This is a genomic window from Aequorivita sp. CIP111184 (genome assembly GCF_900489465.1).
Lineage (GTDB): Bacteria > Bacteroidota > Bacteroidia > Flavobacteriales > Flavobacteriaceae > Aequorivita.
Genome location: NZ_UEFQ01000020.1, coordinates 128,866 through 153,027 on the forward strand (window position 1 = coordinate 128,866; position 24,162 = coordinate 153,027).

The following is a 24,162-nucleotide window of genomic DNA, read 5'->3' on the forward strand; positions in this document are numbered from 1 at the left end:
TTTTTTAGTCTTGATTCTTGGATCTTAGTTCTTGATTTCTTTTTTTCGCTATCCGTTCCTTCCTCCAACTATAAAGTACTGGCACTAGGAAATAGGATGTGGTGTCTAAAAGCATCCCCCCGAAAATAGGAATGGACATTGGTATCATTATATCACTACCTTTTCCAGTAGAGGTTAGTACCGGCAACAACGCCAAAATGGTGGTAACGGTGGTCATCAAACAAGGACGGATTCTTTTTGAAGCGGCTTCCATCGTTGATCTTCGAATTTCTGTAATATCTATTGGGTCGTTTTTATCAAAAGTCTGCGTGAGATAGGTTGCCATTACTACCCCATCATCAGTTGCAATGCCGAAAAGCGCAATAAAGCCAACCCAAACCGCCACGCTCAAATTGATAGTATTTATATTGAAAAGATCCCGTAGATTTTCGCCAAAAAAATTGAAGTTCAAAAACCAATCCTGCCCATAAAACCAAATCATAACGAAACCACCTGCAAAGGCAACCGCAATTCCTGTAAACACCATTAAAGTGGTAGAAACGGAACGGAACTGGAAATACAATATCAAAAAGATGACTGCCAGCGCCAAAGGCACGATAACGGACAAGGTTTTTTCGGCACGCAACTGGTTTTCATAGGTTCCAGTGAATTTATAACTTATGCCTTTCGGCATCACCAATTCGCCCTTGTCTATTTTTTGTTGAATAAGTGCCTGTGCATTTTCTACGACATTCACTTCGGCAAAACTATCCAGTTTATCAAAAAGTACATAACCCACTAAAAAAGTATCCTCGCTTTTTATCACTTGTGGACCTTGTTCGTATTTAATGGTTGCCACCTCGCTCAAAGGAACAGGGTTGCCTTTTTCAACTGGTATATAAATGCTTTTCAAGTCTGATGGATCTCCACGTAATTCACGAGGATAACGAACCCTAACCCCATAACGTTCCCTACCTTCCACTGTTTGAGTTAACACCATTCCGCCAACGGCTACCTTCAGCACATTTTGAACCTCCTCGATAGTAATTCCGTAACGGGATAATTTTGTTCTATCAATGTCAATTAGCAAATAAGGTTTGCCCACAATCCGATCTGCAAAAACAGCTTCCTCTTTTACGCCTTTTGCCTGTTTTAGGATACCTTCCAATTGAACCCCAAAGGCTTCAATTTGCTTTAAATCCTGACCTTTCACTTTTATGCCCATGGGGGCACGCATACCGGTCTGCAACATGACCAAGCGGGTTTCAATGGGTTGCAGTTTGGGGGCTGAAGTAACGCCTGGAAATTTTGTAACTCTTACAATTTCATTCCAAATATCGTCTGGGGAATTGATTTCGGGTCGCCAATTTCGGAAGAATTCACCATCGTCATCTTCTATCAAATCTTTTGCTGTCACATCGAGCGCAGTCGAGATGCTTTTTCCAGCTTTTCGTGCGTTCTCAACTGCGCCTGTCCTAAGCTTAGCCGAAGGGCTCGAACTGACATTATTATTTGGATTGACAACCAGTGTACTATCTTTCTTGATAAAAAACCCATCGTCATCAACTTTAAATCGTTGCCGTTTTCCCTCCTCATTCAACATATATTCAGATTTATACTGAATCATATTTTCATACATTGATAAAGGTGCCGGATCGAGCGCAGATTCCGTACGCCCAGATTTACCGACAACTGTTTCAATTTCGGGTATGCTTGCCACCGCCATGTCTAATTGCTGAAGCACCCGTTTATTTTCTTCCACGCCTGCATGAGGCATTGAAGTTGGCATCAATAGGAAGGAACCTTCATTGAGAGAAGGCATAAATTCCTTGCCCGTATTTTTGAATATAATGAACCCGAGGATCAAAAGCGTTGTGGGAATAGACAAGAACAACAATCTGTTGTCCATTGCCCATTTAAGGATTCGGGAATAATAGTTTTTAAAAAGTAAAAAACTTGCCAACAGGCCAAAGCAAATAATCGCGACAAAAATGAGATTCAAAAAAACACTTTTATCCACTCCCAAAGGCCGCCAATATTCCGCCAAAAGAAAAACTATGGCCGCCGCAGATAAATAGATGCTATATTTATTGGAACGCTCTTTTGACCAACTGCCCCGAATTTTAGCAAATGCAACAAAACTGAAGCCAATAAGGATAATACCAACCCAATGCCCAAAAATAACCGCAATAAACCCTGCCAGCAATAGCAATCCGTTGATGCCATAATTGGTGCTTCTTCTTATATTTCTACTTTTAAATAAGAAGGCTGCAAATGGAGGGATTAAAAACAAAGCAATGATAATAGAAGCCGTTAAGGCAAATGTTTTTGTAAATGCAAGCGGACGGAAGAGCTTACCCTCTGCTCCAATCATCGTAAATACGGGAATAAAACTAATAATGGTTGTTAATACCGCAGTAACAATAGCCCCTGAAACTTCGGCAGTTGCGTTATACACGATGGTGTTAATAGGTAATCGTTGGAATTTAGAGGCTGCGGGCTTTTTGTTGGATTCAGCCTCTGCCAACTTCTGACTTCCAGCTTCCATTTTTTCATTTTCCTCATCCAAATGCCGAATAATATTTTCTGCCAAGATAATTCCCACATCGACCATGGTGCCTATTGCAATTGCAATACCTGAAAGGGCTACAATATTGGCGTCAACCCCAAAAAATTTCATAGCAATGAAAACCATCAACACTGCTACTGGCAAGAGACCCGATATAAGAATCGATGCCCGAAGATTGAAAACCATCACGACAATTACCAAAATAGTGATAAGGATTTCCAACGTAAGTGCTTCATTGAGCGTGCCCAATGTTTCCTGTATGAGTTCGGTCCGATCATAAAAAGGAACAATAGTTACTTGTGAAGTTCTGCCATCGGCCAGCACTTTTGTAGGCAATCCTTTGCTTAACTCCGCTATTTTTTCCTTTACGTTCGTGATGACTTCCATTGGGTTTGCCCCATATCGGGCCACCACAACAGCCCCCACAACCTCGGCACCTTCCTTGTCCAAAATGCCCCTTCTTGCCGCAGGACCAAGTGAAACATTGGCAATATCACTAATCTTAATAGACGTATAATTTTCTGATGTAACAACAGCATTTTCAATATCTGCCACAGATTTCACATAACCCAAACCCCGAACGAGGTATTCTGCCTGATTAATTTCCAAGGTTTGCGCGCCAATGTCCTTATTGCTTTCCTTTACCGCTTTTACAACTTCGGCCAAGCTAATGTTGTACTGGCGCATCAGTTCAGGATTCACGTCTATCTGATATTCTTTTACGTAGCCGCCAATGGATGCTACTTCAGAAACACCGCTGGCTGAGGCAAGTGCATACTTAACGTAGTAATCCTGAATACTTCGCAGTTCCTGCAAATCCCAGCCGCCAGTTACATTACCATCTTTATCGCGTCCTTCGAGTGTGTACCAAAATATTTGTCCTAATCCTGTGGCATCAGGACCCAAAGCTGGGTTTACACCCTCGGGCAAAAGACCACTGGGCAGAGAATTGAGTTTTTCAAGGATGCGGCTGCGACTCCAATAAAATTCAATATCCTCATCAAAAATGATATAGATACTTGAAAACCCAAACATGGAAGAACTACGAATGGTTTTCACACCGGGAATACCCAAAAGCGTAGTGGTCAACGGATAGGTTATTTGGTCTTCAATATCCTGAGGCGACCTACCGTCCCATTTAGTAAAAACAATCTGTTGGTTTTCGCCAATATCTGGAATGGCATCAACAGCCACAGGGTCTGATGGCAAAAAACCAGTATTCCAATTAAAGGGTGCGTAAACCGTTCCAAAGCCCACAAAAGCAATGAGCATTAGAACAGCAACGAGTTTATTTTCTATGAGAAATTTGATGCTTTTATTCAGCATAAACTTTGATAATTAAACAGTTAATAGATTTATTGTTTTACTGGTTTCAATAAATTGAACACAACAAAACGTGCCCAAAACGGAATACCGCAGGGCAAAAAAATTACTGTCTAAAAATCAAATTAAGAAAGTCTGGTGCAGCACTTGCACATCCCGTTCAATGAAAGGAGGCGGATAGGCAACAAAAGGAACAACGTTAGATTCTGTTCCTTCAAAAATACTGATATAAGAATATGTGAGAGAAGCGACAAAAATTTGTTGCTGCAAGGATAATTGTTCAAAGGAAATTTTTAAATCGTCTTTTCCTTGCTTAATAAACTGCTGATCTTTACAACAAGATTTTTCAGTTATTGAAGAATTTTCACAATTTGCAACAGTGGGCATTTCCTCCATACCACATGAATCTACCTGTTGAGTAAAAGAAAAATCAACCAAGGTATCACCACAATAATGAATATCTACAGCAAAGGACATGGTAGTAAAAAGAACTACTCCTGCCATAAAAACAGCTATTGATTTGTGAATTAATGATTTCATGTAGTGCTAAATTATGAAAAAACCTTCAAACCACAGACAATATAAGTAAACCTTTAACAATTGCAACTAGTTATCGTTGCTTCTTTATCCTGTTTTAAAGATATGCCAATGAGCCGAGGCAATGAACCAAGAGGCCTGTGTATATAAGCGACATAACTGTAAGAACCCAGTGTGATTCTTTTCAGTAGCAGCTTCAAAGTACGAGCGACGAGGGAAGAGGGACGAAGTATTGGGAGTTTACCCTGAGCGGAGTCGAAGGGTGTCGAGGCCACCGCATGAACCATCAGCCCTTTACTTACGAAAAAATTGAATCCCTACCGGAATCATTGAAACTGCAACAATACCAAGAATCACAAACTCAAAATTGTTTTTTACAAATGGTAAATTTCCAAAGAAGTAGCCTGTAAACAATAAAAAAACTACCCATACTGTACCTCCAATAATATTGAACCTTATAAATTTTCCATAATGCATATCCCCTATTCCTGCTACAAAGGGAGCGAAAGTTCTAATTATGGGAACAAAGCGGGCAATGATAATGGTCTTGGGGCCATGTTTTTCAAAAAAAGTTTTAGTACGCTCAATATATTTTTCATTTACAAGATTCTTTCCCCGCAGTTTCCACGACAATATTTTGACCCCTACTGTATTACCCAAATAATAATTAAGGCTATCGCCCAATACAGCAGCAAGAATCAAGGAAAAAAGTACAATATAAAGATTGAGATTAGCGGTTTCCCCCATCTCATTCTGAACACCTGCGCAAAATGTACCTGCAGCAAATAAAAGGGAATCTCCTGGCACAAACGGTAAAATTACCAGCCCTGTTTCTATAAAAATCATTAAAAATAGAATGCCATATACCCACGGACCATAATCAATAATCATCGTAAATAAATGACTGTCTAAGTGCACAAAAAAATCAAGTAAATTTTGCATTTTTTAAAATTAGCATTTATTTATAAAATAGTTTTTATGCTCAATAAAAATTATCTTTTGGATAAATCGGGAAAGAAAGAACAGACTAGCATTGAAACATAAAATAATTCTCAAAAAAAAGCATTCCGCTTTTATCATTCTTGTTATAAAAAATAGCATATGAGCTAATATGTTTTCTTAGCCGCTTATAAATTTACCTTCCCAAATTGATTCCCATTTTAGTATAAGTTCTAACCTGCCCAACTTATATATTAATTTTTATGCCAAAGGAAAAAGCTGTCCGCTATGGTCTGCTAGCTTCAAGGATAATAAAATATGTACTTCTAATACTTATTGGAATATCATTTTTACTTGCAGTAGTCTCAATTATTATTTATTCAAATGCCTAAATGAAACTAAGAATTCTTCATTTATTTCCAATAACATTAAGATTCCTTTAAGTTAGTTGCATCTAAAAAATTGTAATTTTAATGAAAAACTATCCATCATAATATTAATTACTATGAATAAGAAAGATAATACTTCTGAAAAACCGACAAAAAAAATTGACCAATTAGAGCAAAGTTCTTGGGAGGTTGAAGACTCCACAATGAAAACAAATCAAGGCTTAAAAGTCAATGATACTAACAATTCCTTAAAAGCAGGCGAACGTGGTGCTACCCTACTTGAAGATTTTCTTCTTCGCGAAAAGATAACCCATTTTGACCATGAACGCATTCCAGAGCGCATTGTTCATGCACGTGGTAGCGGCGCACACGGGTATTTTGAATTGTACAATCCCATCCCTGAATATACCAAGGCTGGTATTTTTAATGATACCAAACGTCGCACTCCTGTATTCGTTCGTTTTTCAACTGTAGCTGGCTCTAAGGGCTCACCAGACTTAGCAAGGGATGTTAGAGGCTTTGCAACTAAGTTTTATACCGAGGAAGGCACTTGGGATTTGGTGGGAAACAATATGCCCATCTTTTTTATACAGGATGCTATGAAGTTTCCAGACCTCGTTCATTCTGTAAAGCCAGAACCTAATAATGAAATTCCCCAAGCCGCTTCAGCACATGACACTTTTTACGATTTTGTTTCCCATACCACCGAAACGCTTCACAACCACATTTGGGCAATGAGCGACCGTGCTATTCCACGTAGCTTCAGAATGATGGAAGGCTTTGGAATTCACACCTTTCGTTTTATCAATAAGGAGGGAGAATCACATTTTGTAAAATTTCATTGGAAACCCGTATTGGGCGTTCATTCCGTAACTTGGGATGAAGCGGTAAAAATAAATGGTGCAGATTCCGATTTTCATCGTCGCGATCTTTGGGAAGCCATTGACGCTGGCCATTATCCCGAGTGGGAACTTGGGGTGCAGCTAGTTCCTCAAAAGGACGAACATAAATATGACTTTGATTTGCTTGACCCTACTAAGCTTATCCCTGAGGAAATGGTACCCGTTAAAATTGTGGGCAAAATGACCCTCAATAAAAATCCAGAGAATTTCTTTGCTGAAACAGAGCAGGTAGCTTTTTTGCCAGGACATATAGTTCCGGGTATCGATTTTACAAATGATCCACTTTTACAGGGGCGTCTTTTTTCATATCGCGATACGCAGCTTTCACGATTGGGAAGCCCTAACTTTCACCAGATCCCTATTAATAGACCAGTTGTTGACGGGCACAACAATCAAAGAGATGGGCATATGCAAATGGATATTCCTAAAGGACAAACGGCATATTTTCCAAATTCTATAAGCGGTGGCTGTCCACATTTATCAAAAATGGCGGAGGGTGCTTTCACCAGTTATGAGGAACGCATAGATGCAAGAAAAATACGAACCCGAAGCGAAAGTTTTAGCGATCACTTTTCGCAACCCGCACTCTTTTACAGAAGTCTCTCCAAATGGGAACAGGAACACGTTGCTGGCGCCTACACTTTTGAACTTGGAAAATGTAAACAAGATGCCATAAAGGAACGCATGCTTTGGTTAATTGACCAGATAGATAGCGACCTTGCAAAAAACGTGGCGAAAGGATTAGGGATGAAAGTACCTAAAAATATAGAACAACCTATCAATCAAGCTATAGGTGCAGACGCCGATGTAAAAAAACACCAACCAGCTGCCAAGAAGAATTATTTGGATAAATCGCCAGCCTTGAGTCAAGCAAAAACAAAATTTGACAGTATTGTTACGCGCCAAATTGCAGTATTGGCTGCTGACGGTTTCAGTATGAAAAATCTTAAAAAGATGAAATCTGTCTTAGAGAAAGAAGGTGCTACTCTAAAAATAATTGCCCCTATGGGCGGTAGCATTACTTGTGATGAAAATATGGATCACAAAGTTGATGCTTCCATTATGACTACTGAGAGTGTACTATTTGACGCAGTGTATATTCCAGGGGGTAAGAAATCTATTGAGGCCTTGGGCGAAAATGTGAAGTATATTAAATTCGTAAACGAAGCCTTTAAACATTGCAAGCCAATAGCGGTTGATGGAGAAGGAGAAGAATTTCTCAAGAAAACTTACGCCGGAAAGTACACTGATGACAAGGCGGTTTTAGTTAACGAAAACGCGACAGCCTTTAAAGAATCTATCCAGAAACATAGAAATTGGGATCGTAGGGAAATAGCTGAAAGCGTTCCGGCCTAATCGTATAGTACAATCAAAAAAAAGGGAGTGGTTTTGCCGCTCCTTTTTTTATGGCTGTTAGTAATGGTTTGTTTTAATAACCTCAATTTGTATTTGGAGAAAGTTGAATTAATCCAACTTTAAAGTTTGCGAGTAAATGTTTGCACGAGAAGGATTATCGCCAGATCGAGTAAAAAAATTAAATTATTTTTCAGCTTCCAAGCGTTTAATATATTCTTTCATTTCGGCGATTTCCTTAACCTGTGCCTTAATAATTCCATCTGCTAACTTTCTCACTTCAGGATCTTTTATAGCAGCTCTTTTACTCGTTAAAATTGCAATAGAGTGATGTGGAATCATCGCTTTCATATAAAGCACGTCGCCAACAATTGGACTTTGGGCCCTAACCAAACCAAGAGCTCCGACAAACAGAACGAAACTGCCCAAGAGAATGGCAATATTCTTTTTTTTGTTTTGGTACATATTACGCATAAAAAACCACATAATAACGGCCATTGCAGCAATGCCCAAACAAGACATATAAAATCGCGTCAGGCTAAAATAAACGTGATCTATTTCATAGGTGTTTAAGTACATTGTTATGTACATAGCAACAAATGAAGCTGCAAGCATTAAAATAAATTTTGTGTAATTGTTGTTTTTGGAATGTTGATTAGAATTTTCCATAGTGTTAGTATTTAAAGTTTAACATTTCTCAACCTCAAAGAGTTTACAATAACCGATACGGAACTAAAACTCATAGCCAAAGCGGCAATCATTGGTGACAATAATAAACCGAAAACGGGAAATAAAACTCCCGCAGCTATTGGAATTCCCAAAGTGTTGTACGCCAAAGCGAAAAATAGGTTTTGCTTTATATTCTTCATTACTGAATCGCTCAGATTCCGTGCTTTTACAATGCCGTGCAAATCGCCTTTTACTAAAGTAATCATAGCACTTTCTATTGCAACATCGGTACCTGTTCCCATTGCAATACCCACATCACTTTTTGCCAAGGCCGGTGCATCATTGATGCCATCGCCAGCCACTGCCACGATTTTGCCGCTTTTCTGTAATTTCTCTACTTCTTCCAGTTTGTTTTCCGGTAGCATTCCTGCCTTAAAATCTGCAAGGTTCAATTGCTTCGCTACTGCTTGGGCGGTATCGTGGTTATCACCAGTAAGCATAATAACTGCAATCCCTTTATCTTGGAGGGCTTTGATGGCTTTGGCGCTGGTTGGTTTTATTTTGTCGCTAATTACAACGTATCCTATAACTTTTCCTCCAAGTGACAAGTAAGAAACTGTTTTTCCTTGCTTTTGAAAATGTTGTGCTTCAGTTTCCATTTTTGATGTTAGTTCAGCCTTGGCATATTCCATCATCTTTACATTTCCTAAAGTCACTTTTTTTCCGTTGACAGTTCCTTCCACTCCCTTTCCGGTAACGGCACTAAAATTTTCAGTGTTTAATCCTGAATTTTCTGTGCCATTATTTTGTTCCTTTCCGTATTTTACAATGGCTTCGGCAAGAGGATGTTCGCTCTTACTGTTAAGTGAAACGATGTATTGCAATACTTCTTTTTCAGAAAAATCATTTCCAAACACACCAATTTTTTCAACCGTGGGCTTTCCTTCTGTAATCGTTCCCGTCTTATCTATTATAAGTGTATCTACTTTGTCCATCCTCTCTAAGGCCTCCGCATTTTTTATAAGCACGCCGTTTTGTGCCCCTTTCCCCACGCCCACCATAATGGACATTGGCGTTGCCAATCCTAAAGCACACGGACAAGCAATAATAAGAACCGCAATAGCATTTACAAAGGCATAGACGTACACAGGTTCTGGGCCGAAAAAGACCCACACACCAAATGTGATGATTGAAACAAGTACCACAATGGGAACAAAATAGCCAGATACAGTGTCAGCTAATTTTTGGATTGGCGCCCTACTGCGACTGGCAGTATTCACCATTTGAACAATTTGTGACAGCAACGTATCTGCCCCTACCTTTTCGGCCTTCATCAAAAAGGATTGGTTGCCGTTTATGGTCCCGCTGTTTACCTTATCGTTTTCAACTTTATTTACGGGAATAGGCTCCCCTGTAATCATTGATTCATCAACCGTTGTATGCCCATCTGTTATGCTGCCATCCACGGGTATTTTATCTCCTGGTTTTACACGTAATATGTCGCCCAATTGAATTTTATCTATAGCAACCTCCTCCTCTTTTCCGTCCTTTACACGAATAGCTTTATTAGGTGCGAGTTTTAATAATTCCTTGATTGCAGAATTGGTCTTACCATGCGCACGAGCTTCCAACACTTGCCCCATTAAAACCAAGGTTAGAATAACCGTGGCGGCTTCAAAATAAACGTGGACTGCTCCAAATTCTGTTTTGAATTGCTGGGGGAAAAAGTCTGGAAAAAACATCCCGAAAACACTAAAAAGCCAAGCCACCCCCGAACCAATTCCGATAAGGGTGAACATATTTAGATTCCACGTTTTGATACTTTTGTAAGCCCGTTCAAAAAACATCCAAGTAGCATAAAATACCACGGGAATAGATAATGCGAATTGAACCCAGTTCCAATATTTCTGCTGCATCAAATCATACAACGGATTGTTTGGAATCATTTCGCTCATTGCGATTAAGAAAATTGGCACTGTAAAAACTACCGCCAGCCAAAATTTCCTTAAAAGCTTGATATAAGTTTTTTCCTCTGCAGATTGGTCGGGTTTCATAGGCACCAAGTCCATCCCACAGATAGGGCAGCTTCCTGCTTCATCTTTTACTATTTCGGGATGCATTGGGCAGGTCCATTGCTCGCTTGCACTGGTAGCTAAGTTTTGTTCTTCTACTAAGTCCATGCCACATACGGGACAATCTCCTGGTTTATCGTAGGTTTTATCGCCTTCGCAGTGCATTGGGCAATAAAAAGTGCCCGTTCCTTTTCCATTTGGCTTTTCCTCTTTTTTAGCTTCTGAATGGTGGTGCTGTTCTCCCAATTTGTGAATGGTATAACGTCCGCCATCATTTTTTAAGGCTTCCTGAAATTTTTCTATTGGAATATGAGTTTCCATTTCGATGGTTGCTTCGGCTTTTTCCAAATTGACCGTTGCTTGTGATACACCTTCTACTTCAGACAGGGTGGTTTCAACGTGGCTTCTGCATCCGCTGCAGGTCATTCCGTGTATATGATAGGTATGTTTCATTTTATTGGGTTTTAAAATTTAATGACATTTCTGTTGCAGTACTTTTAAAAAGACACTTATTAGATAATGGGTGCCATTATTCCCTTTTCAGAATTAATACACAAAGTTAGTTTTCCCCAACCAACTTTATTCGTATAAAACTGATTAATACTTACACAATTCCGCATATGGGTTTCATTACCGTTTTTACAGATTTTGAATTCTGCAATAAAAAACGGTATGTCAAAATACACAGAAAGTATTTTCAGTATCTCAATTAAAGAAATATTTAAGGTGGTGAGTTAATTCCAAAAATATAGTTAATTGTAATATGTATCCAGCCAAAAAACTCATAAAAAAGTGTTCCACACACCGCTACTATTAAAATATAACCTTTCCTTAACGACTTACATAATGAGAACTATTTATATTGAAATGAATCAAATGATATAAAATAATTGGCTTGGAAGTTTCTAAGATTAGTTAGATAAATTTAATTATTATGAAAAAATTAGAGATAAAAAAAGAACACGAACTAGGATTAGGCGGTGTAGCTATAGGTACTGGTTTTGAAAATATTACCGATGAACAAGCGCAACATATATTGAATAAGGCGTGGGATCTTGGTATTCGTTATTACGACACCTCTCCTTGGTATGGCCTGACCAAAAGTGAGCGCCGGTTTGGGGAATTTTTGAGCAAAAAAAACAAGAATGATTTCCTCTTCTCTACAAAAGTAGGCCGAGTTTTTAACAAAGTAGCGGAAGATAAAGTACCACCTACTATGTGGCAAAATCCACTAAACTTTGACTATAAGCACGATTATTCAGCAGATGCCGTGAAACGCTCTATAGATGAAAGTTTGGAAAGAACTGGATTAGATTCCATAGATATTGTATATGTACATGATCTCTCTGAAGACCAAGTGGGTGACCGTTACGACTATCATATGGAAATTGCGAAAAAGGGAGCTTTTAAAGTACTATCAGACTATCGCTCACAAGGCATTATTAAAGCTTGGGGAATGGGGGTTAATAAAATACGGCCCATCTTGGATTGTATGGAGGCGGCAGATCCAGATATTTGTCTTTCAGCAACCCAATACTCTATCTTAGAACATGAAGATGCGGTAGATAGATTACTGCCTGCAGCAAGAAAAAATGGTGTTAAATTAGTTTCTGGAGCCGGATATAACTCAGGATTCATTGCTGGTAGAGATCGTTATAATTATAAGCAACACATTCCCAAAGGAATGAAGGAAAAACGCGATAGAATAGCTGCTATTGCAAAAGATCACGGTATCGATATTATTACGGCAGCCCTGCATTTTGTATTAGCTGCAGACGAATTTGCCTCCATTATTCCTGGGGCGAGTAAAATAGAACAGGTAGCCGATAATGTGAAAGCATGGAAAACAGATATTCCCAACGATTTTTGGAAGGAATTAAAAGCAGAAGGACTTATTTATGATAAAGCCCAAACCCCAATAGCCGAACAAGAATTAGCAATGTCAAAACAATAATAATGAATTTAAAAAATAAAGTAGCGGTTATAACAGGCGCCAGCGGTGGTATTGGCGGAGCCATAGCAGAGAAATTATCTGAAAAAGGCTGTAAATTGGCACTGGCAGGTCGTGATATGGAAGCGCTAAAAAAACTAAAGGAACGATTGGTCGGTGAAAGCATAACAGTTGAAATAGATGTAGCGGACAGCCAAAGTGTAAATAAAGGTTTTGAAACCATAAATAATCATTTTGAGGAAGTGGATATTTTAGTAAACTCCGCCGGAGTGATGCCCTTATCCTATCTTAAAAATCGTCATCTCAAGGAATGGCTTCAAACTATTGAGGTAAATGTAAAAGGCAGTTTGCGAATGATAGATGGCGTACTGCCGTATATGAAAAAGCAAAACGGAGGGCATATTGTAAACATAGCCTCGGTGGATGGAAAAGAATTGTATAAAGGTGGTGCCGTCTATGGCGCCTCCAAAGCTGCAATTATTGCACTTTCCCGTGCTATGCGGATGGAGCTTTCACCAGAATTTGGCATTAAAGTAACCTCCATTGAGCCAGGTACTGTTGCAACCGATTTACGTGATGATATTACTGATAAGGAATTACTAAACGATAAAGATTACAGTAAGAACGAACCAAAGCTAAAATCAGAAGATATCGCGCGGGCAGTAGTATATGCCCTCAGTGAGCCAGACGGAGTAAACATAAATGAGCTGCTAATTAAGCCAACTGGAAAATCTTAGCTAAAAAAGTAAAAATTTAACAAGCAAAATTAATGCGACTTTGTAAAATTTTAACCGTTTTACTAAATGGAATAATCATACGGTAAAATTATTCTCAAGCTCCTGTAAACCGTATCCGTAAAGTATTGGTGGGCGATCTAGATAAAATGGCTTCAAAACTGCCCAAAGGCTCTTGGTATAAGAAGACGCTTTTGGCAAATTTACTCTAGTTCTTAACTTTCGCAATTCTAAATCGTTGCCTGAAGATATAGAACTAGTTTGATATTTCGTAAAATGTCTGTGCTGTATTTCCCGATCTATCATTATTGTTATTTGGTTGTGGCGACCGTCTTTTTTTATTTTTGAAAAAACTACCTCGACGGCACTAGGGTCTCCCTCCAATACCTGTACAAATGTTCCGTCGTGATATAACAATAAACCACTGATTTTTACTGCGTCATTCCTTTTTTTTATAAGATCAAAAAATAGGTGCAGTAGATCCTTATCAAAAAGGATTCTGGAATTACTGATATAGCAAATGGAATTCAACATTCTTACTTTATAATTAGATTCTTATAAAGTTAAGCGTTCTATTTTTCGAACTGTTATAAAGCCCTGTTAAATGTTTTAATACAGGCAGTTATAAAAAAATGGATTTATAAAAGAAAAATCATTTTGCGATAAAATGTGGCTAACACTTAAATTGAAAAGTACCCCAAACCCAAGCAGTAGAAGAATCAAATTCAAAAAATAAGTATCTTTAATTAAAAAAAAACAATGAGCAGAGGATTTGTAAAAGAAGGAGACCAAGAAGAAACCCCCATCATTCCACCCCGTGCTGCACTGCCAGCTGGAGCCACCAATTATGTTACCCCGAATGGAATGAAACTGCTACATACCGAGCGGGAACAGCTGGAACAAGAACGCACAACCCTTGCCACTACCGATGAACAGCAAAGGCGTATTGAATTAGCCGTATTGAACGGTAAACTGGACCTGCTAAATGAACGCATTGTTTCTGCAAGAATTCTAGAACCTGCTTCACAACCAAAAGATGAAGTGCGTTTTGGAGCTACAGTTACCTATAAAATAGCTCCCGCTCCAACTCCCCAGACTTTTCAAATTGTAGGTGTTGACGAAGCCGATGTAGCCCAACGTAAAATTGCTTTTGTGGCACCAATAGCAGTAGCGCTTACCGGCCATAAAGTGAGTGATGAAGTGCCATTTCAATTAGGGGGAAATGCAAAAAAATTAAAAATTGTTTCTATTGCATATTGAAAAGGGATATCTACGCAGGTCCCTTAACCGTTCATTTAAAGTATAAATTTAAAACCACCAGAAATAATAAAAGCACTAAGCCCAGTGTTGCGTTTGTAAATACTATATTTTAAGTCAATACTCTTAAGACCAGCACCAAAAAAATGGAACTTTGTAAGAATATCTGTATACCCTATCCCCAAACCATACTGGTTGGCAGTAAACTTTGAAAGATCATAATCTGAAGTATAAAACTCAGATGTAGATAAATTTTGGTCGAAAGGGGCAAAATAATCCGCTTGTGTTTGTTGGTAATAACGATAGGATGGATATAACGTAAAAGAATTCCCTAATTTAATAGGTATCTCCAAACTTGCAGTGTGTGAACTTACCCCCCAATCATCGAAATAATAGCGATAGTAAGTTCGCAAAACAAATGTTTCATTGACGTAATAATTAAAACGAAGCCCAATAGGTATTTTAAAGCGTGACGATGGCAACCGCTCTATATCATCGGCCAACTGGAAAACATCCGTGTTTGAAGGAGAGGTGTAGTTTGGAATGCTGGCAATATTCCCAATAAAAAAATTAGGCTTGTCGGCAAAATAGACCCGTTGCAGCGGATTGGCGAGCCAACCTTTTTGCTGCAATAAATCTACAAACAAAGAAACTTGCGCATTTTTAGAAAGTATTTGAGACACACTCAATGAAATAGAATAGGAATTACGGGAGGTATTTTCTATTATGGGAAAACCATTCAGGGGTTTCCAAGCATTGCTGTGCAGTCCATTTTCATCATAAATAGAAACATCCCTAAAAAAACCGGTATTCAAATGCCCATCTACTTCTTCATAACTTTTAAGCTCTGTAGGATACACTGGCCTCCATTTATCCAAATACACCTTTGCACTCAATCCTAAGGTTGTATTTTTCTCATTGAACAATTGGGTTATTCCCGCCCCAACTCCAAAACTGCTATAATCATATTCATTGGCGAAGGAAGCGTCCACATTATATATTGTATTTCTACTATCAGAGCTGTGTGAATAATCTACAGTTGCCCCAACCCAAGTATCTTGCCTAGAAGCTCCCGTTGAAGCCACCCACGGACTACCTATAACTGCGCCAGCAGGCCGATTTACGCCCTTATCTTCATCGTCATCATCTCCATTTCCATTGCCAGAAGCGCCGGTAATATCAAAAGGATTGCCATTACTGGAAGAGGCCGATGTATAGGTCGAAATGCCAATATCCATCGTTAAAACATCATCGGCATTAATAGGAATACTTATTACAATTGTTGGAGTATAATCGGTAAGTTTTTCGGTGCCAATGCCACCAGTAACTGATGCATTGTCACCATCCTGTGAATAGTAACTGCCCAAAAATTCCAATTCGGCAGTTTCCAATACACGCTTTTTATAAGTAGTAGGTTCTTTCTGTGATCTTACGGCTCCACATGAAACCAATGCGAGGGATAAAAAAAGGTTTTTCATTTTATTGGATAAAGGGGATTCCTTTTAAATTAGTATAATTACGGACATTCCGCTCTTACTTCAAAATTATTAATTGCAACCACATCCTCCTCCAGATTTACCGCCGTTGGCGCCCGCAGATGACTCTCTGTATACTTGGAAATTAGTCTCAAACCTATCTTGCTTTTTCTGTGAAAGCGCCATATCCGGATCATTTAGATTTATCTTTTCATACTCCTTTAAGGCAGTGCATGAAATAGTAAGTCCCATCAAAAACACCAGTAAGATTCCTTTCTTTATCACGTTGATTTTTATTAGTTAAGCATTTAAATATCAAACTATAAATAGTATTTATTATTTCATCTCAAAGGGGTTTAATATTTAATAACTCTTTAGACCAAATTAAAACAGTGAAGCTTTCAAATGAAAAGTAAAGAAGCTTTTTAAAACCGACCTTCTTTTTAAAAATACACTCCTTTAACGTTCCCTTATTAAAATACCTTTATTCAAAACGGTATCTTCCCATAAAAAAATTATGCGCTTAACGGCTACACTGCTTCTCTCATTTTTCGGAATTCTTATTACAGGCTGTGCAGCCAAAAAACACAAGGATATATCGTATATCAATAAAGTCAATCCCAATATTGTAAATAGCCCGAAGCTAAATGTGTTCACTCCGCGAAAGGCTTCTGAAGAAAAAAAGCCTGTTTTAATTTTTGTACACGGGGGCAATTGGAACAGTGGCGGTAAAGATACTTATGGTTTTTTCGGAAGAAATTTCGCCAAAAAAGACGTTATTACCGTTATTCCCAATTACACCTTAAGCCCAGAAGTGAGCTATGATGAAATGACCCAACAAACTGCCGAGGCAATAAAATGGACCCAAGAACATATTGCCGATTACAATGGCGACCCTGATCGTATTTATTTAACTGGCCATTCCGCCGGTGGACATTTAGTGGCTTTGGCAACAATGAACCCGAAATACGGTATTGATCCAACTACTATTTCGGGCATTATTTTGAATGATGCCGCCGGATTGGATATGTATAATTATCTACAAAAGATTCCGCCCGGAACCGAAAATAATTATTTAACCACTTGGACGAACAATCCTGAAACTTGGAAAAATGCTTCCCCAATTTATTATATAAATGAAAATACACCGCCCATTATGATGTATTTGGGGAGCAAAACATATCCCTCAATTAAGGAAGGGAGCCGTAGATTTTTAGATGCGCTACACCCTTTTCAACCCAAGGTGGAACCCATGGTGCTTTCAAAAAAACACATACCTATGATTTTGCAATATTTTTGGCCGTGGAATAAAAGGTTTAACGAAATTGTACAATTTATGGCAACACATCGCTAATATTTATACTCCCTATTTCCCACTTTCTCGCTCCATCGCTGTATTAATAAGATATTTCGCTTTAAAAGCATTTCATTATTTTAGAGAAAATTAATAAATTGCCCGCTTAAATTAAGACTGTTACAATGAAGAAAATTATTGCAATCTTTCTAAGTATAATTATAATTGTGTTAATAATCATTTACTTTTCAATTTGGAGTACACCGGCAAAAGTCGCTTCCCAAATTATCGTGAATACCGAGAATATTAATACTTTAAATTTTAAAGAGCAAGATTCAGTAACTATTGCAGTAACCACAATGTATGAGGGGAATATGTTAAAAAATATGGTGCAGGGTGAGCAATATCGGGATGAATGGGCGATCCCCGTAAAAGTACCTGTTGTTTTCTTAGACACATTAAATGGAGGACTCACCATTATAAAAAAGGGAGGGGGACATCAAACACAATCCTTACGATTAAAAAACCCAAAAGGAATTTACTATACACTACGAAGCGTGGCAAAAAATCCCGAGCCTTTAATTCCGGAGTTTGCAAAAACGCTAGGGATTGAAAATATTATTATTGATGGAATCTCCGCACAGCACCCCTATGGAGCTATAGTAGTAGCCAAATTAGCCGAATCTATTTCAATATTACACACACATCCATCCTTGGTATTTGTTCCCAAACAAGAACGTCTAGGCAAATACAATACTAAGTATGGGAATAAATTATATTGGCTTGAATACGAAACCGAAGGGCCTACAAACTGGACAGATATAGAAAATGTAAAGGAAATAGTGGACACCGATAAACTGCAAAAATTAAAAAAACAATTAGGCAATGATCTAAATATTAAAAAGGAAGAATTAGTTCGAAATCGTTTATTCGATTTAGTGATTGGCGACTGGGACCGGCATGCCAAACAATGGGGATGGGTGCTACAACAAAGGGAAGATAAATTTCTGGCCATCCCATTACCCGGAGACCGCGATAATGCATTTTTTTCAACAGATGGTGTAATACCAACAATAGTATCTTCCAAAAATATACAGCCACGCTTGCGATCTTTTGAGAAGGAGATTGATTATATTCCAGGATTGGTATATCCTTTTGATAGGTATTTTTTACTAAACATACCAATTGAAATTTTTATAGAACAGGCAGAATTCATACAAAATAATTTAACTGATCAAGCAATAGAAGAGGCATTGCATATATGGCCTAAGGAAATATATAAACTGCACGGAGCGGAAATTAAAACCAATATAATTGCAAGAAGAGGGCAGTTAGTCGCATATGCTAAAGCATTTAAAAAAGAGATAGACAGACAAGGCATATTACACGAACCCTTAAAAGGCTCTGATGATGTAGTGCTTTCCAAAGAACTTTTGGAGTGCTTTGATTGTAGATAAAACCTACAGACTATGCTATTGAATTCCTTAGCCAAGGATGTTTATTTTTCCCACAGACCCAAACCTATTTATAAGATGAATAGCTATATGCATAGCCATAAGTCAAATTAATAGTGCTAAAATCACCCCTATATTATTATCTTGCACACTATCATTCAAAAAAAAAATTATGAAATTTCTACGTCTTCTCTTTATCTTTTTATCTGTCCCACTTTTCGCCCAACAAGGCGGTATGTGGATTCCTTCGCTTTTGGAAGGAATGAATGAATCTGAAATGACCAACCTCGGCATGAAAATGAGCGCCAAGGATATTTATGATGTAAACAATGCAAGTTTAAAAGATGCAGTGCCCCATTTTAATGGTGGCTGTACTTCTGAAGTGATCAGCAACCAAGGGCTTTTACTTACCAACCACCATTGTGGATATTCGCAGATACAAAGTCATTCCACTTTGGAGCACGACTATTTGCAAGACGGATTTTGGGCGATGAGCTTAAAAGAGGAACTTCCGAATCCAGGGGTTTCTGCAAGTTTTATGGTGAGGATTGAAGATGTAACTACAAAAGTGATGAACGGCATTACCCCTACAATGGGTGAAGCTGATAAGCTAAAAAAGATAGAAGAAAACATTGCCGTTATTATACAAACTTCCCCAAAAGAATCTTGGCAGGAAAACCGCGTGCGTACCTTTTATGAAGGTAACCAGTATATGCTTTTTGTGGTGGAAACTTTTAAAGATGTTCGTTTGGTTGGTGCTCCACCATCTTCAATCGGGAAATTTGGTAGCGATACAGATAACTGGATATGGCCACGCCACACAGGAGATTTCTCCCTATTCAGAATTTATGCGGACAAAAATAATCATCCTGCAGAATATTCAGAAGACAATGTGCCCTACACTCCCAAGCACTTTCTACCAATATCTTTAGACGGCGTAGCTGAAAATGATTTCACTTTGGTCTTCGGCTATCCGGGAACTACAGATGAATACTTACCTTCTGTAGCCATTGAGCAAGTTATAAATTCCATCAATCCAGCGCGTATAGCCATTCGTGATGCTGCCTTGGCCATTCAAGATAAGTATATGCGTGCAGATCCACAGATCAAAATTCAGTATGCTTCCAAGTATGCTCGTATCGCTAATTACTGGAAAAAGTGGAAAGGCGAAACCCTTGGTCTAAAAAAATCGAACGCCGTAGGTATTAAAAAACAACAGGAAAATGCCCTGACTGCCCAAATAAATAAAAAAGGAAAGCAACAGGAATACGGACAATTATTGCCAAAATTTGAACAATATTACACAGAGATTGAACCCTATTCCCTTACCCGTGAATATTTTCTTGAAACCGTATTAAGAAATGTGGAACTACTAAAGATGGGCTACCAAACCTACCAGCTGAAACAGGTTTATGAAAACCGAGGCGCCCAGTCTTTTGAAGACAGAAGAAACAATTTGGTGGCTTCCCTAGAGGGCCAATATAAAGATTATAGTAAGCAAGTGGACAAAGAGGTTTTTGAGGCTTTAATCGCATTATACGCGAAAAATGTTCCAGCACAGTTTCTGCCTGATTCCTTTAATACTATGAATGCACAAATAACGGCCGAAAATATCTATAAAAATTCTGCCTTTGTAGATTATACTTCGGCGAAAAATTTATTGGAAGGTGATGCAGAAACGGTTATTGCAAAGTTGAATAACGACCCCGGATTTCAAATAGTAAAAGAAATGGCCGATACTTATTTTGAAAAAGTAGCTCCCAAATATGAAGAACTGGAGTTGAATATTTCAGGATTGGAACGCGATTATATGAAAGCGCTCTTGGACTTGAGCCCAAAAGATGCACGTATTTTTCCCAATGCCAATAGTACCTTGCGAGTAACCTATGGAAAAGTAGCTGGCTACTCCCCTGCCGATGCTATTTATTACGAACCCGTAACTCATCTTGAGGGGGTAATGCAGAAATATGTTCCTGGCGATTATGAGTTTGACGTGCCACAGAAGCTAATTGATCTTTACAAAGCCAAAGATTACGGTCAATACGGTGAGAATGGGAAAATGCCTATTAATTTTATTGGCACCAATCACACTACAGGGGGAAACAGCGGGAGTCCCGCCATTGACGCTGAAGGAAATTTAATCGGATTAAACTTTGACCGTGTTTGGGAAGGCACTATGAGTGATTACTACTATGACCCTGCCCTATCTCGCAATATTATGGTAGATATTCGCTATGTACTTTTTATTATGGATAAATATGCTGGTGCTAAAAACTTGATCGATGAATTAAAGCTTGTTCATCCTAAAAAAGAGGCGGGTAAGCGTAAAAAGAAGAAGTAATGCAATATCAGTTTGCGTACAGTTGAAATCTGCTTTAACATTGAATAGTTCTCAACAGCCCGAGAACTGATAAAAGAAACGTTATTTCATTAAAAACGAATCCCCGAATAGTTATAATAACTTTTCGGGGATTCGTGCTTTTACATTCTATTTTACTTCAACCCTCGAGCCTTAAGCATTGGCTCAATCTTTGGGTCGCTACCGCGCCAGTCTTTGTACATTTTTTCAAGTTCCAAAGTATTTCCTCTGGAAAGAATCATATCGCGGAAGCGTTGTCCGTTTTCACGTGTTAGGCCTCCGTGGGTCTCAAACCAATTGTAGGCATCGTGGTGAAGCATTTCGGTCCATAAATAGGAATAGTAGCCAGCGCCATAACCTCCCGCAAAAATATGGGAGAAATAGGTGGAGCGGTATCTTGGTGGAACCGCATGGACAGCATCTAATTTTGTTCTATTCAATGCGTCTTTTTCAAAAGCATTTACGTCTTCTATCTTCTTATCGGCTGAAATAGTGTGCCACTGAATATCCAAGTTTGAAGCAGCCAAGTTTTCGGTAAGGCTATAGCCTTGGTTGAACGTAGCTGAGTTCTTTATTTTATCAATTAATGCCTGCGGAATCTGTTCGCCAGTTTTATAGTGTAAGGCATAATTTTTTAACACATCTGGATATAGAGCCCAATTTTCATTGAACTGCGATGGAAACTCTACGAAATCGCGAGACACAGCCGTTCCGGAAAGCGATGGGTATTGCTGGTTAGCAAAAAAGCCGTGAAGCGCATGTCCAAATTCGTGGAACATAGTAGATACTTCGTCATAAGTTAACAAAACAGGTTCGTTACCAGCAGGTTTTGGAATATTAAGTACATTGTATATTACTGGTTTTTTGTTGTACAATTTAGATTGAGTAACAAAATTATCCATCCAAGCGCCACCACTCTTACTTGGGCGTGCAAAATAGTCGGTATAGAAAAGGCCTAGTGCATCTCCGTTTTCCTCAAAAAGCTCATATACTTTTACATCTTCCTGATATACCGGAATGTCAGTTCTTTCTTTGTAAGTAATACCATATAATTTGTTAGCCGCATAAAAGACTCCTTTCTCCAAAACATTGTTTAACTCAAAATAGGGTTTTATCTGGTTCTCATCTAGGTCGTATTTTTCTTTGCGAACCATTTCGGCATAGTAGTTCCAATCCCAAGGCTCCAAAGTGAAATTTTCACCTTTAGATTTAATCATTTTTTGAATTTCATCAGATTCTGCTTGCGCTTTGGCAGTAGCTGCAGGAATAAGTCCACTGAAAAATTTGTTTACATTCTCTGGGGTTTTAGCCATTGTTTTTTGAAGACTCCATTCTGCGTAATTTTTAAAACCTAAAAGCTGTGCTTTCTGGGCGCGTACTTCCACCAATTCCTTAATAATCTCTCTAGTGTCATTAGCGCCTTGGTCGGCTCTATGCCAAGCGGCTTTAAATAATTTTTCTCTGCTTGCTCTGTTATCCATAGATTGCAACAAAGGTTGCTGAGTAGTATTCTGCAAAGGAATAGTCCATCCCTTGCCATCCTTGCTTTCCTTTGATTTTAAGAAATCTTCATCAACTCCTGCTAAATCTTCTTTGTTTGTAAAGGTTACAGCTCCAGTGTTGTTGGCATCTAAAAGCGTTTTACCAAATTTTGTTGTCAGCGTAGCTATTTTGGAGTTGTATTCTTTAAGTTTTTCCTTGTCATCAGCAGAAAGATTGGCTCCTGCTATTTCGAAATCTTCATAATATTCTTCAAGAAGTTTTAAAGATTCTGCATCCAGATTTAGGGTTTCTTTCTTTTCGTATAGTGTTTTAAAGCGCTGGAACAGTTTTTCGTTCAAATAAATCATGTCACGTTGAGCGGCAAATTTTGGTGCCATCTCCTCTTCAACAGCTTGCAGGGTTTCATTTGTATTTGAACCAGCCAGTGAATAAAATATTTGTGAAGACCTATTTAAAAGTTCGCCACTTTTTTCGAGGGCTAGAACGGTATTATTAAAGGTGGGTTCTTCTTCAGAATTGGCGATTGCTTCTACCGCTTTTTTCTGCTGTGCTATTCCTTCAATCATTGCTGGCTGAAAGTTTTCGTCTTTTATTTTTGAAAAATCTGGTGCTCCATAGGGCAACGTACTTTCAGAAAGCAAAGGGTTTTCGGTACTGTTCATCTCTTCATTACTGTTATTTGGATTTTCTTTTTCTTTGGAATTGTTGCAAGCCACAACAATTAGGGCAAGCGCTAAAAAGGGAATTACTTTTTTCATTCTATAAATCTATTTTGAATTGGATTGTAAAGATACGGAATTAGCGCACTTTTTAATTTGAATGTGATAAAATGAAAAACCCCCTCAGCAAAAGCTGAAGGGGTTTCCTTTTTTGGTTGGTTATTTGGTGATTATTCTTTAATCAAGCGTTTCACAGTGCTTGCGTTGTCACCAATAATCTGAACAACATAAACTCCAGCTGCAAGCGATGAAACATCTACTGCTTTTTCACCTTGCATTGTGCGAAGGTTTGTCTGGTTTACTAGTTTACCGTTTATGTCATAAATCATCATTTTCTCTAGAGAGATGTTGGTCTTGTTAACAAGGTTCACAACATTGCTAGCTGGGTTTGGATATAAAGCAATTCCAGCGTCCAAAGAATTTTGGTTCACACCAAGGATGGATTCAATTGTAAGTTCAAAGTTACAGTTTGAAGTGTTTCCATACTCATCAGTAGAAGTCAAGTTAATAGTGTAAACACCATCAGACAAGCTTGTACCTGGAGCAGGATCCTGGGTAGTAATTGTTACAGGGTCTGTACAGTTGTCAATTGCAGTAGCTTCGCCAGTTGCAAAATAATCAGGTACAATGTAGAACAAGTTACCTGCTCCTGGATCAACAGTTTGATCTGCTGGACAAGTAATT

General features: G+C 38.5%; 17 protein-coding genes. 7 read left to right on the forward strand and 10 right to left on the reverse strand.

What is annotated here, in order from left to right; translation table 11 throughout:
• Positions 1-4: 4 nt before the first annotated feature.
• From AEQU1_RS09215 to AEQU1_RS09225, 3 genes are all read right to left on the reverse strand, one after another.
• On the reverse strand, positions 5-3,874 hold the full coding sequence (locus AEQU1_RS09215) for an efflux RND transporter permease subunit (RefSeq protein WP_111880570.1): 3,870 nt from the start codon (positions 3,872-3,874) through the stop codon (positions 5-7).
• Between the two features lie 117 nt (positions 3,875-3,991).
• Entirely contained in the window at positions 3,992-4,411 is a 420-nt protein-coding gene (locus AEQU1_RS09220; RefSeq protein WP_111880572.1) for an HYC_CC_PP family protein, read from the reverse strand.
• Positions 4,412-4,702: 291 nt separating this feature from the next.
• Complete coding sequence (locus AEQU1_RS09225; RefSeq protein WP_111880573.1) at positions 4,703-5,350, reverse strand: VTT domain-containing protein; 648 nt, start codon at positions 5,348-5,350, stop codon at positions 4,703-4,705.
• 502 nt (positions 5,351-5,852) lie between these two features.
• Between AEQU1_RS09225 and AEQU1_RS09230 the strand changes: the two genes are divergently transcribed.
• Positions 5,853-7,994, forward strand: a complete 2,142-nt coding sequence (locus AEQU1_RS09230; RefSeq protein ID WP_111880575.1) for a catalase — start codon at positions 5,853-5,855, stop codon at positions 7,992-7,994.
• A gap of 183 nt (positions 7,995-8,177) precedes the next feature.
• Here AEQU1_RS09230 and AEQU1_RS09235 read toward each other — a convergent pair whose 3' ends face one another.
• Positions 8,178-8,660 carry a DUF305 domain-containing protein gene (locus tag AEQU1_RS09235; RefSeq protein WP_111880577.1) on the reverse strand — a complete coding sequence of 161 codons (483 nt, stop codon included), beginning with the start codon at positions 8,658-8,660 and terminating at the stop codon, positions 8,178-8,180.
• An 11-nt stretch (positions 8,661-8,671) separates the two neighbouring features.
• On the reverse strand, positions 8,672-11,185 hold the full coding sequence (locus AEQU1_RS09240) for a heavy metal translocating P-type ATPase (protein WP_111880578.1): 2,514 nt from the start codon (positions 11,183-11,185) through the stop codon (positions 8,672-8,674).
• Between the two features lie 481 nt (positions 11,186-11,666).
• On the opposite strand from AEQU1_RS09240, the gene AEQU1_RS09245 reads away from it, so the two are divergent.
• Together AEQU1_RS09245 and AEQU1_RS09250 are read left to right on the forward strand one after the other, a co-directional pair.
• A complete protein-coding gene (locus tag AEQU1_RS09245; RefSeq protein ID WP_111880580.1) occupies positions 11,667-12,686 on the forward strand; it encodes an aldo/keto reductase in 1,020 nt (339 codons plus the stop codon).
• A 2-nt stretch (positions 12,687-12,688) separates the two neighbouring features.
• Positions 12,689-13,420 carry an SDR family oxidoreductase gene (locus tag AEQU1_RS09250; protein WP_111880581.1) on the forward strand — a complete coding sequence of 244 codons (732 nt, stop codon included), beginning with the start codon at positions 12,689-12,691 and terminating at the stop codon, positions 13,418-13,420.
• Positions 13,421-13,495: 75 nt separating this feature from the next.
• Here the strand turns inward: AEQU1_RS09250 and AEQU1_RS09255 are convergent, their stop codons facing one another.
• Positions 13,496-13,951: a BLUF domain-containing protein gene (locus AEQU1_RS09255; protein ID WP_111880583.1), complete on the reverse strand. Its 456-nt coding sequence runs from the start codon at positions 13,949-13,951 to the stop codon at positions 13,496-13,498.
• A 225-nt stretch (positions 13,952-14,176) separates the two neighbouring features.
• Here AEQU1_RS09255 and AEQU1_RS09260 point away from each other — a divergent pair, with 225 nt between their 5' ends.
• Positions 14,177-14,677, forward strand: a complete 501-nt coding sequence (locus AEQU1_RS09260) for a GreA/GreB family elongation factor (RefSeq protein WP_111880585.1) — start codon at positions 14,177-14,179, stop codon at positions 14,675-14,677.
• 35 nt (positions 14,678-14,712) lie between these two features.
• Here the strand turns inward: AEQU1_RS09260 and AEQU1_RS09265 are convergent, their stop codons facing one another.
• Both AEQU1_RS09265 and AEQU1_RS09270 read right to left on the reverse strand, forming a co-directional pair.
• Positions 14,713-16,152 (reverse strand): DUF3570 domain-containing protein, encoded by a 1,440-nt coding sequence (locus AEQU1_RS09265; RefSeq protein WP_111880586.1) that lies wholly within the window; start codon positions 16,150-16,152, stop codon positions 14,713-14,715.
• A gap of 69 nt (positions 16,153-16,221) precedes the next feature.
• Entirely contained in the window at positions 16,222-16,401 is a 180-nt protein-coding gene (locus AEQU1_RS09270; RefSeq protein WP_111880605.1) for a DUF4266 domain-containing protein, read from the reverse strand.
• Positions 16,402-16,666: 265 nt separating this feature from the next.
• Here AEQU1_RS09270 and AEQU1_RS09275 point away from each other — a divergent pair, with 265 nt between their 5' ends.
• The 3 genes from AEQU1_RS09275 to AEQU1_RS09285 all read left to right on the forward strand — a co-directional run bounded on the left by AEQU1_RS09275 (position 16,667) and on the right by AEQU1_RS09285 (position 21,238).
• Positions 16,667-17,503, forward strand: coding sequence for an alpha/beta hydrolase (locus tag AEQU1_RS09275; protein WP_111880587.1), 837 nt, complete (start codon positions 16,667-16,669; stop codon positions 17,501-17,503).
• 125 nt (positions 17,504-17,628) lie between these two features.
• The gene (locus AEQU1_RS09280; RefSeq protein ID WP_111880589.1) at positions 17,629-18,900 is read left to right on the forward strand and encodes a hypothetical protein; all 1,272 of its coding nucleotides are present in this window, start codon (positions 17,629-17,631) and stop codon (positions 18,898-18,900) included.
• A 169-nt stretch (positions 18,901-19,069) separates the two neighbouring features.
• Positions 19,070-21,238, forward strand: coding sequence for a S46 family peptidase (locus AEQU1_RS09285; RefSeq protein WP_111880590.1), 2,169 nt, complete (start codon positions 19,070-19,072; stop codon positions 21,236-21,238).
• A 152-nt stretch (positions 21,239-21,390) separates the two neighbouring features.
• On the opposite strand, the gene AEQU1_RS09290 is transcribed toward AEQU1_RS09285, so the two are convergent.
• Together AEQU1_RS09290 and AEQU1_RS09295 are read right to left on the reverse strand one after the other, a co-directional pair.
• Positions 21,391-23,517, reverse strand: a complete 2,127-nt coding sequence (locus AEQU1_RS09290; protein WP_111880592.1) for a M3 family metallopeptidase — start codon at positions 23,515-23,517, stop codon at positions 21,391-21,393.
• A 131-nt stretch (positions 23,518-23,648) separates the two neighbouring features.
• On the reverse strand, positions 23,649-24,162 hold a 514-nt coding region (locus AEQU1_RS09295), incomplete at its 5' end, for a T9SS type A sorting domain-containing protein (protein ID WP_146743736.1).

Bases quoted from the DNA above. Each gene is read 5' to 3' on its own strand.
- AEQU1_RS09290 (WP_111880592.1), bottom strand. From the start codon at position 23,517: ATGAAAAAAGTAATTCCCTTTTTAGCGCTTGCCCTAATTGTTGTGGCT.
- AEQU1_RS09230 (WP_111880575.1), top strand. From the start codon at position 5,853: ATGAATAAGAAAGATAATACTTCTGAAAAACCGACAAAAAAAATTGAC.
- AEQU1_RS09270 (WP_111880605.1), bottom strand. From the start codon at position 16,401: ATGGGACTTACTATTTCATGCACTGCCTTAAAGGAGTATGAAAAGATA.
- AEQU1_RS09255 (WP_111880583.1), bottom strand. From the start codon at position 13,951: ATGTTGAATTCCATTTGCTATATCAGTAATTCCAGAATCCTTTTTGAT.
- AEQU1_RS09280 (WP_111880589.1), top strand. From the start codon at position 17,629: ATGAAGAAAATTATTGCAATCTTTCTAAGTATAATTATAATTGTGTTA.
- AEQU1_RS09215 (WP_111880570.1), bottom strand. From the start codon at position 3,874: ATGCTGAATAAAAGCATCAAATTTCTCATAGAAAATAAACTCGTTGCT.
- AEQU1_RS09235 (WP_111880577.1), bottom strand. From the start codon at position 8,660: ATGGAAAATTCTAATCAACATTCCAAAAACAACAATTACACAAAATTT.
- AEQU1_RS09260 (WP_111880585.1), top strand. From the start codon at position 14,177: ATGAGCAGAGGATTTGTAAAAGAAGGAGACCAAGAAGAAACCCCCATC.
- AEQU1_RS09220 (WP_111880572.1), bottom strand. From the start codon at position 4,411: ATGAAATCATTAATTCACAAATCAATAGCTGTTTTTATGGCAGGAGTA.
- AEQU1_RS09245 (WP_111880580.1), top strand. From the start codon at position 11,667: ATGAAAAAATTAGAGATAAAAAAAGAACACGAACTAGGATTAGGCGGT.
- AEQU1_RS09240 (WP_111880578.1), bottom strand. From the start codon at position 11,185: ATGAAACATACCTATCATATACACGGAATGACCTGCAGCGGATGCAGA.
- AEQU1_RS09275 (WP_111880587.1), top strand. From the start codon at position 16,667: ATGCGCTTAACGGCTACACTGCTTCTCTCATTTTTCGGAATTCTTATT.
- AEQU1_RS09225 (WP_111880573.1), bottom strand. From the start codon at position 5,350: ATGCAAAATTTACTTGATTTTTTTGTGCACTTAGACAGTCATTTATTT.
- AEQU1_RS09265 (WP_111880586.1), bottom strand. From the start codon at position 16,152: ATGAAAAACCTTTTTTTATCCCTCGCATTGGTTTCATGTGGAGCCGTA.
- AEQU1_RS09285 (WP_111880590.1), top strand. From the start codon at position 19,070: ATGAAATTTCTACGTCTTCTCTTTATCTTTTTATCTGTCCCACTTTTC.
- AEQU1_RS09250 (WP_111880581.1), top strand. From the start codon at position 12,689: ATGAATTTAAAAAATAAAGTAGCGGTTATAACAGGCGCCAGCGGTGGT.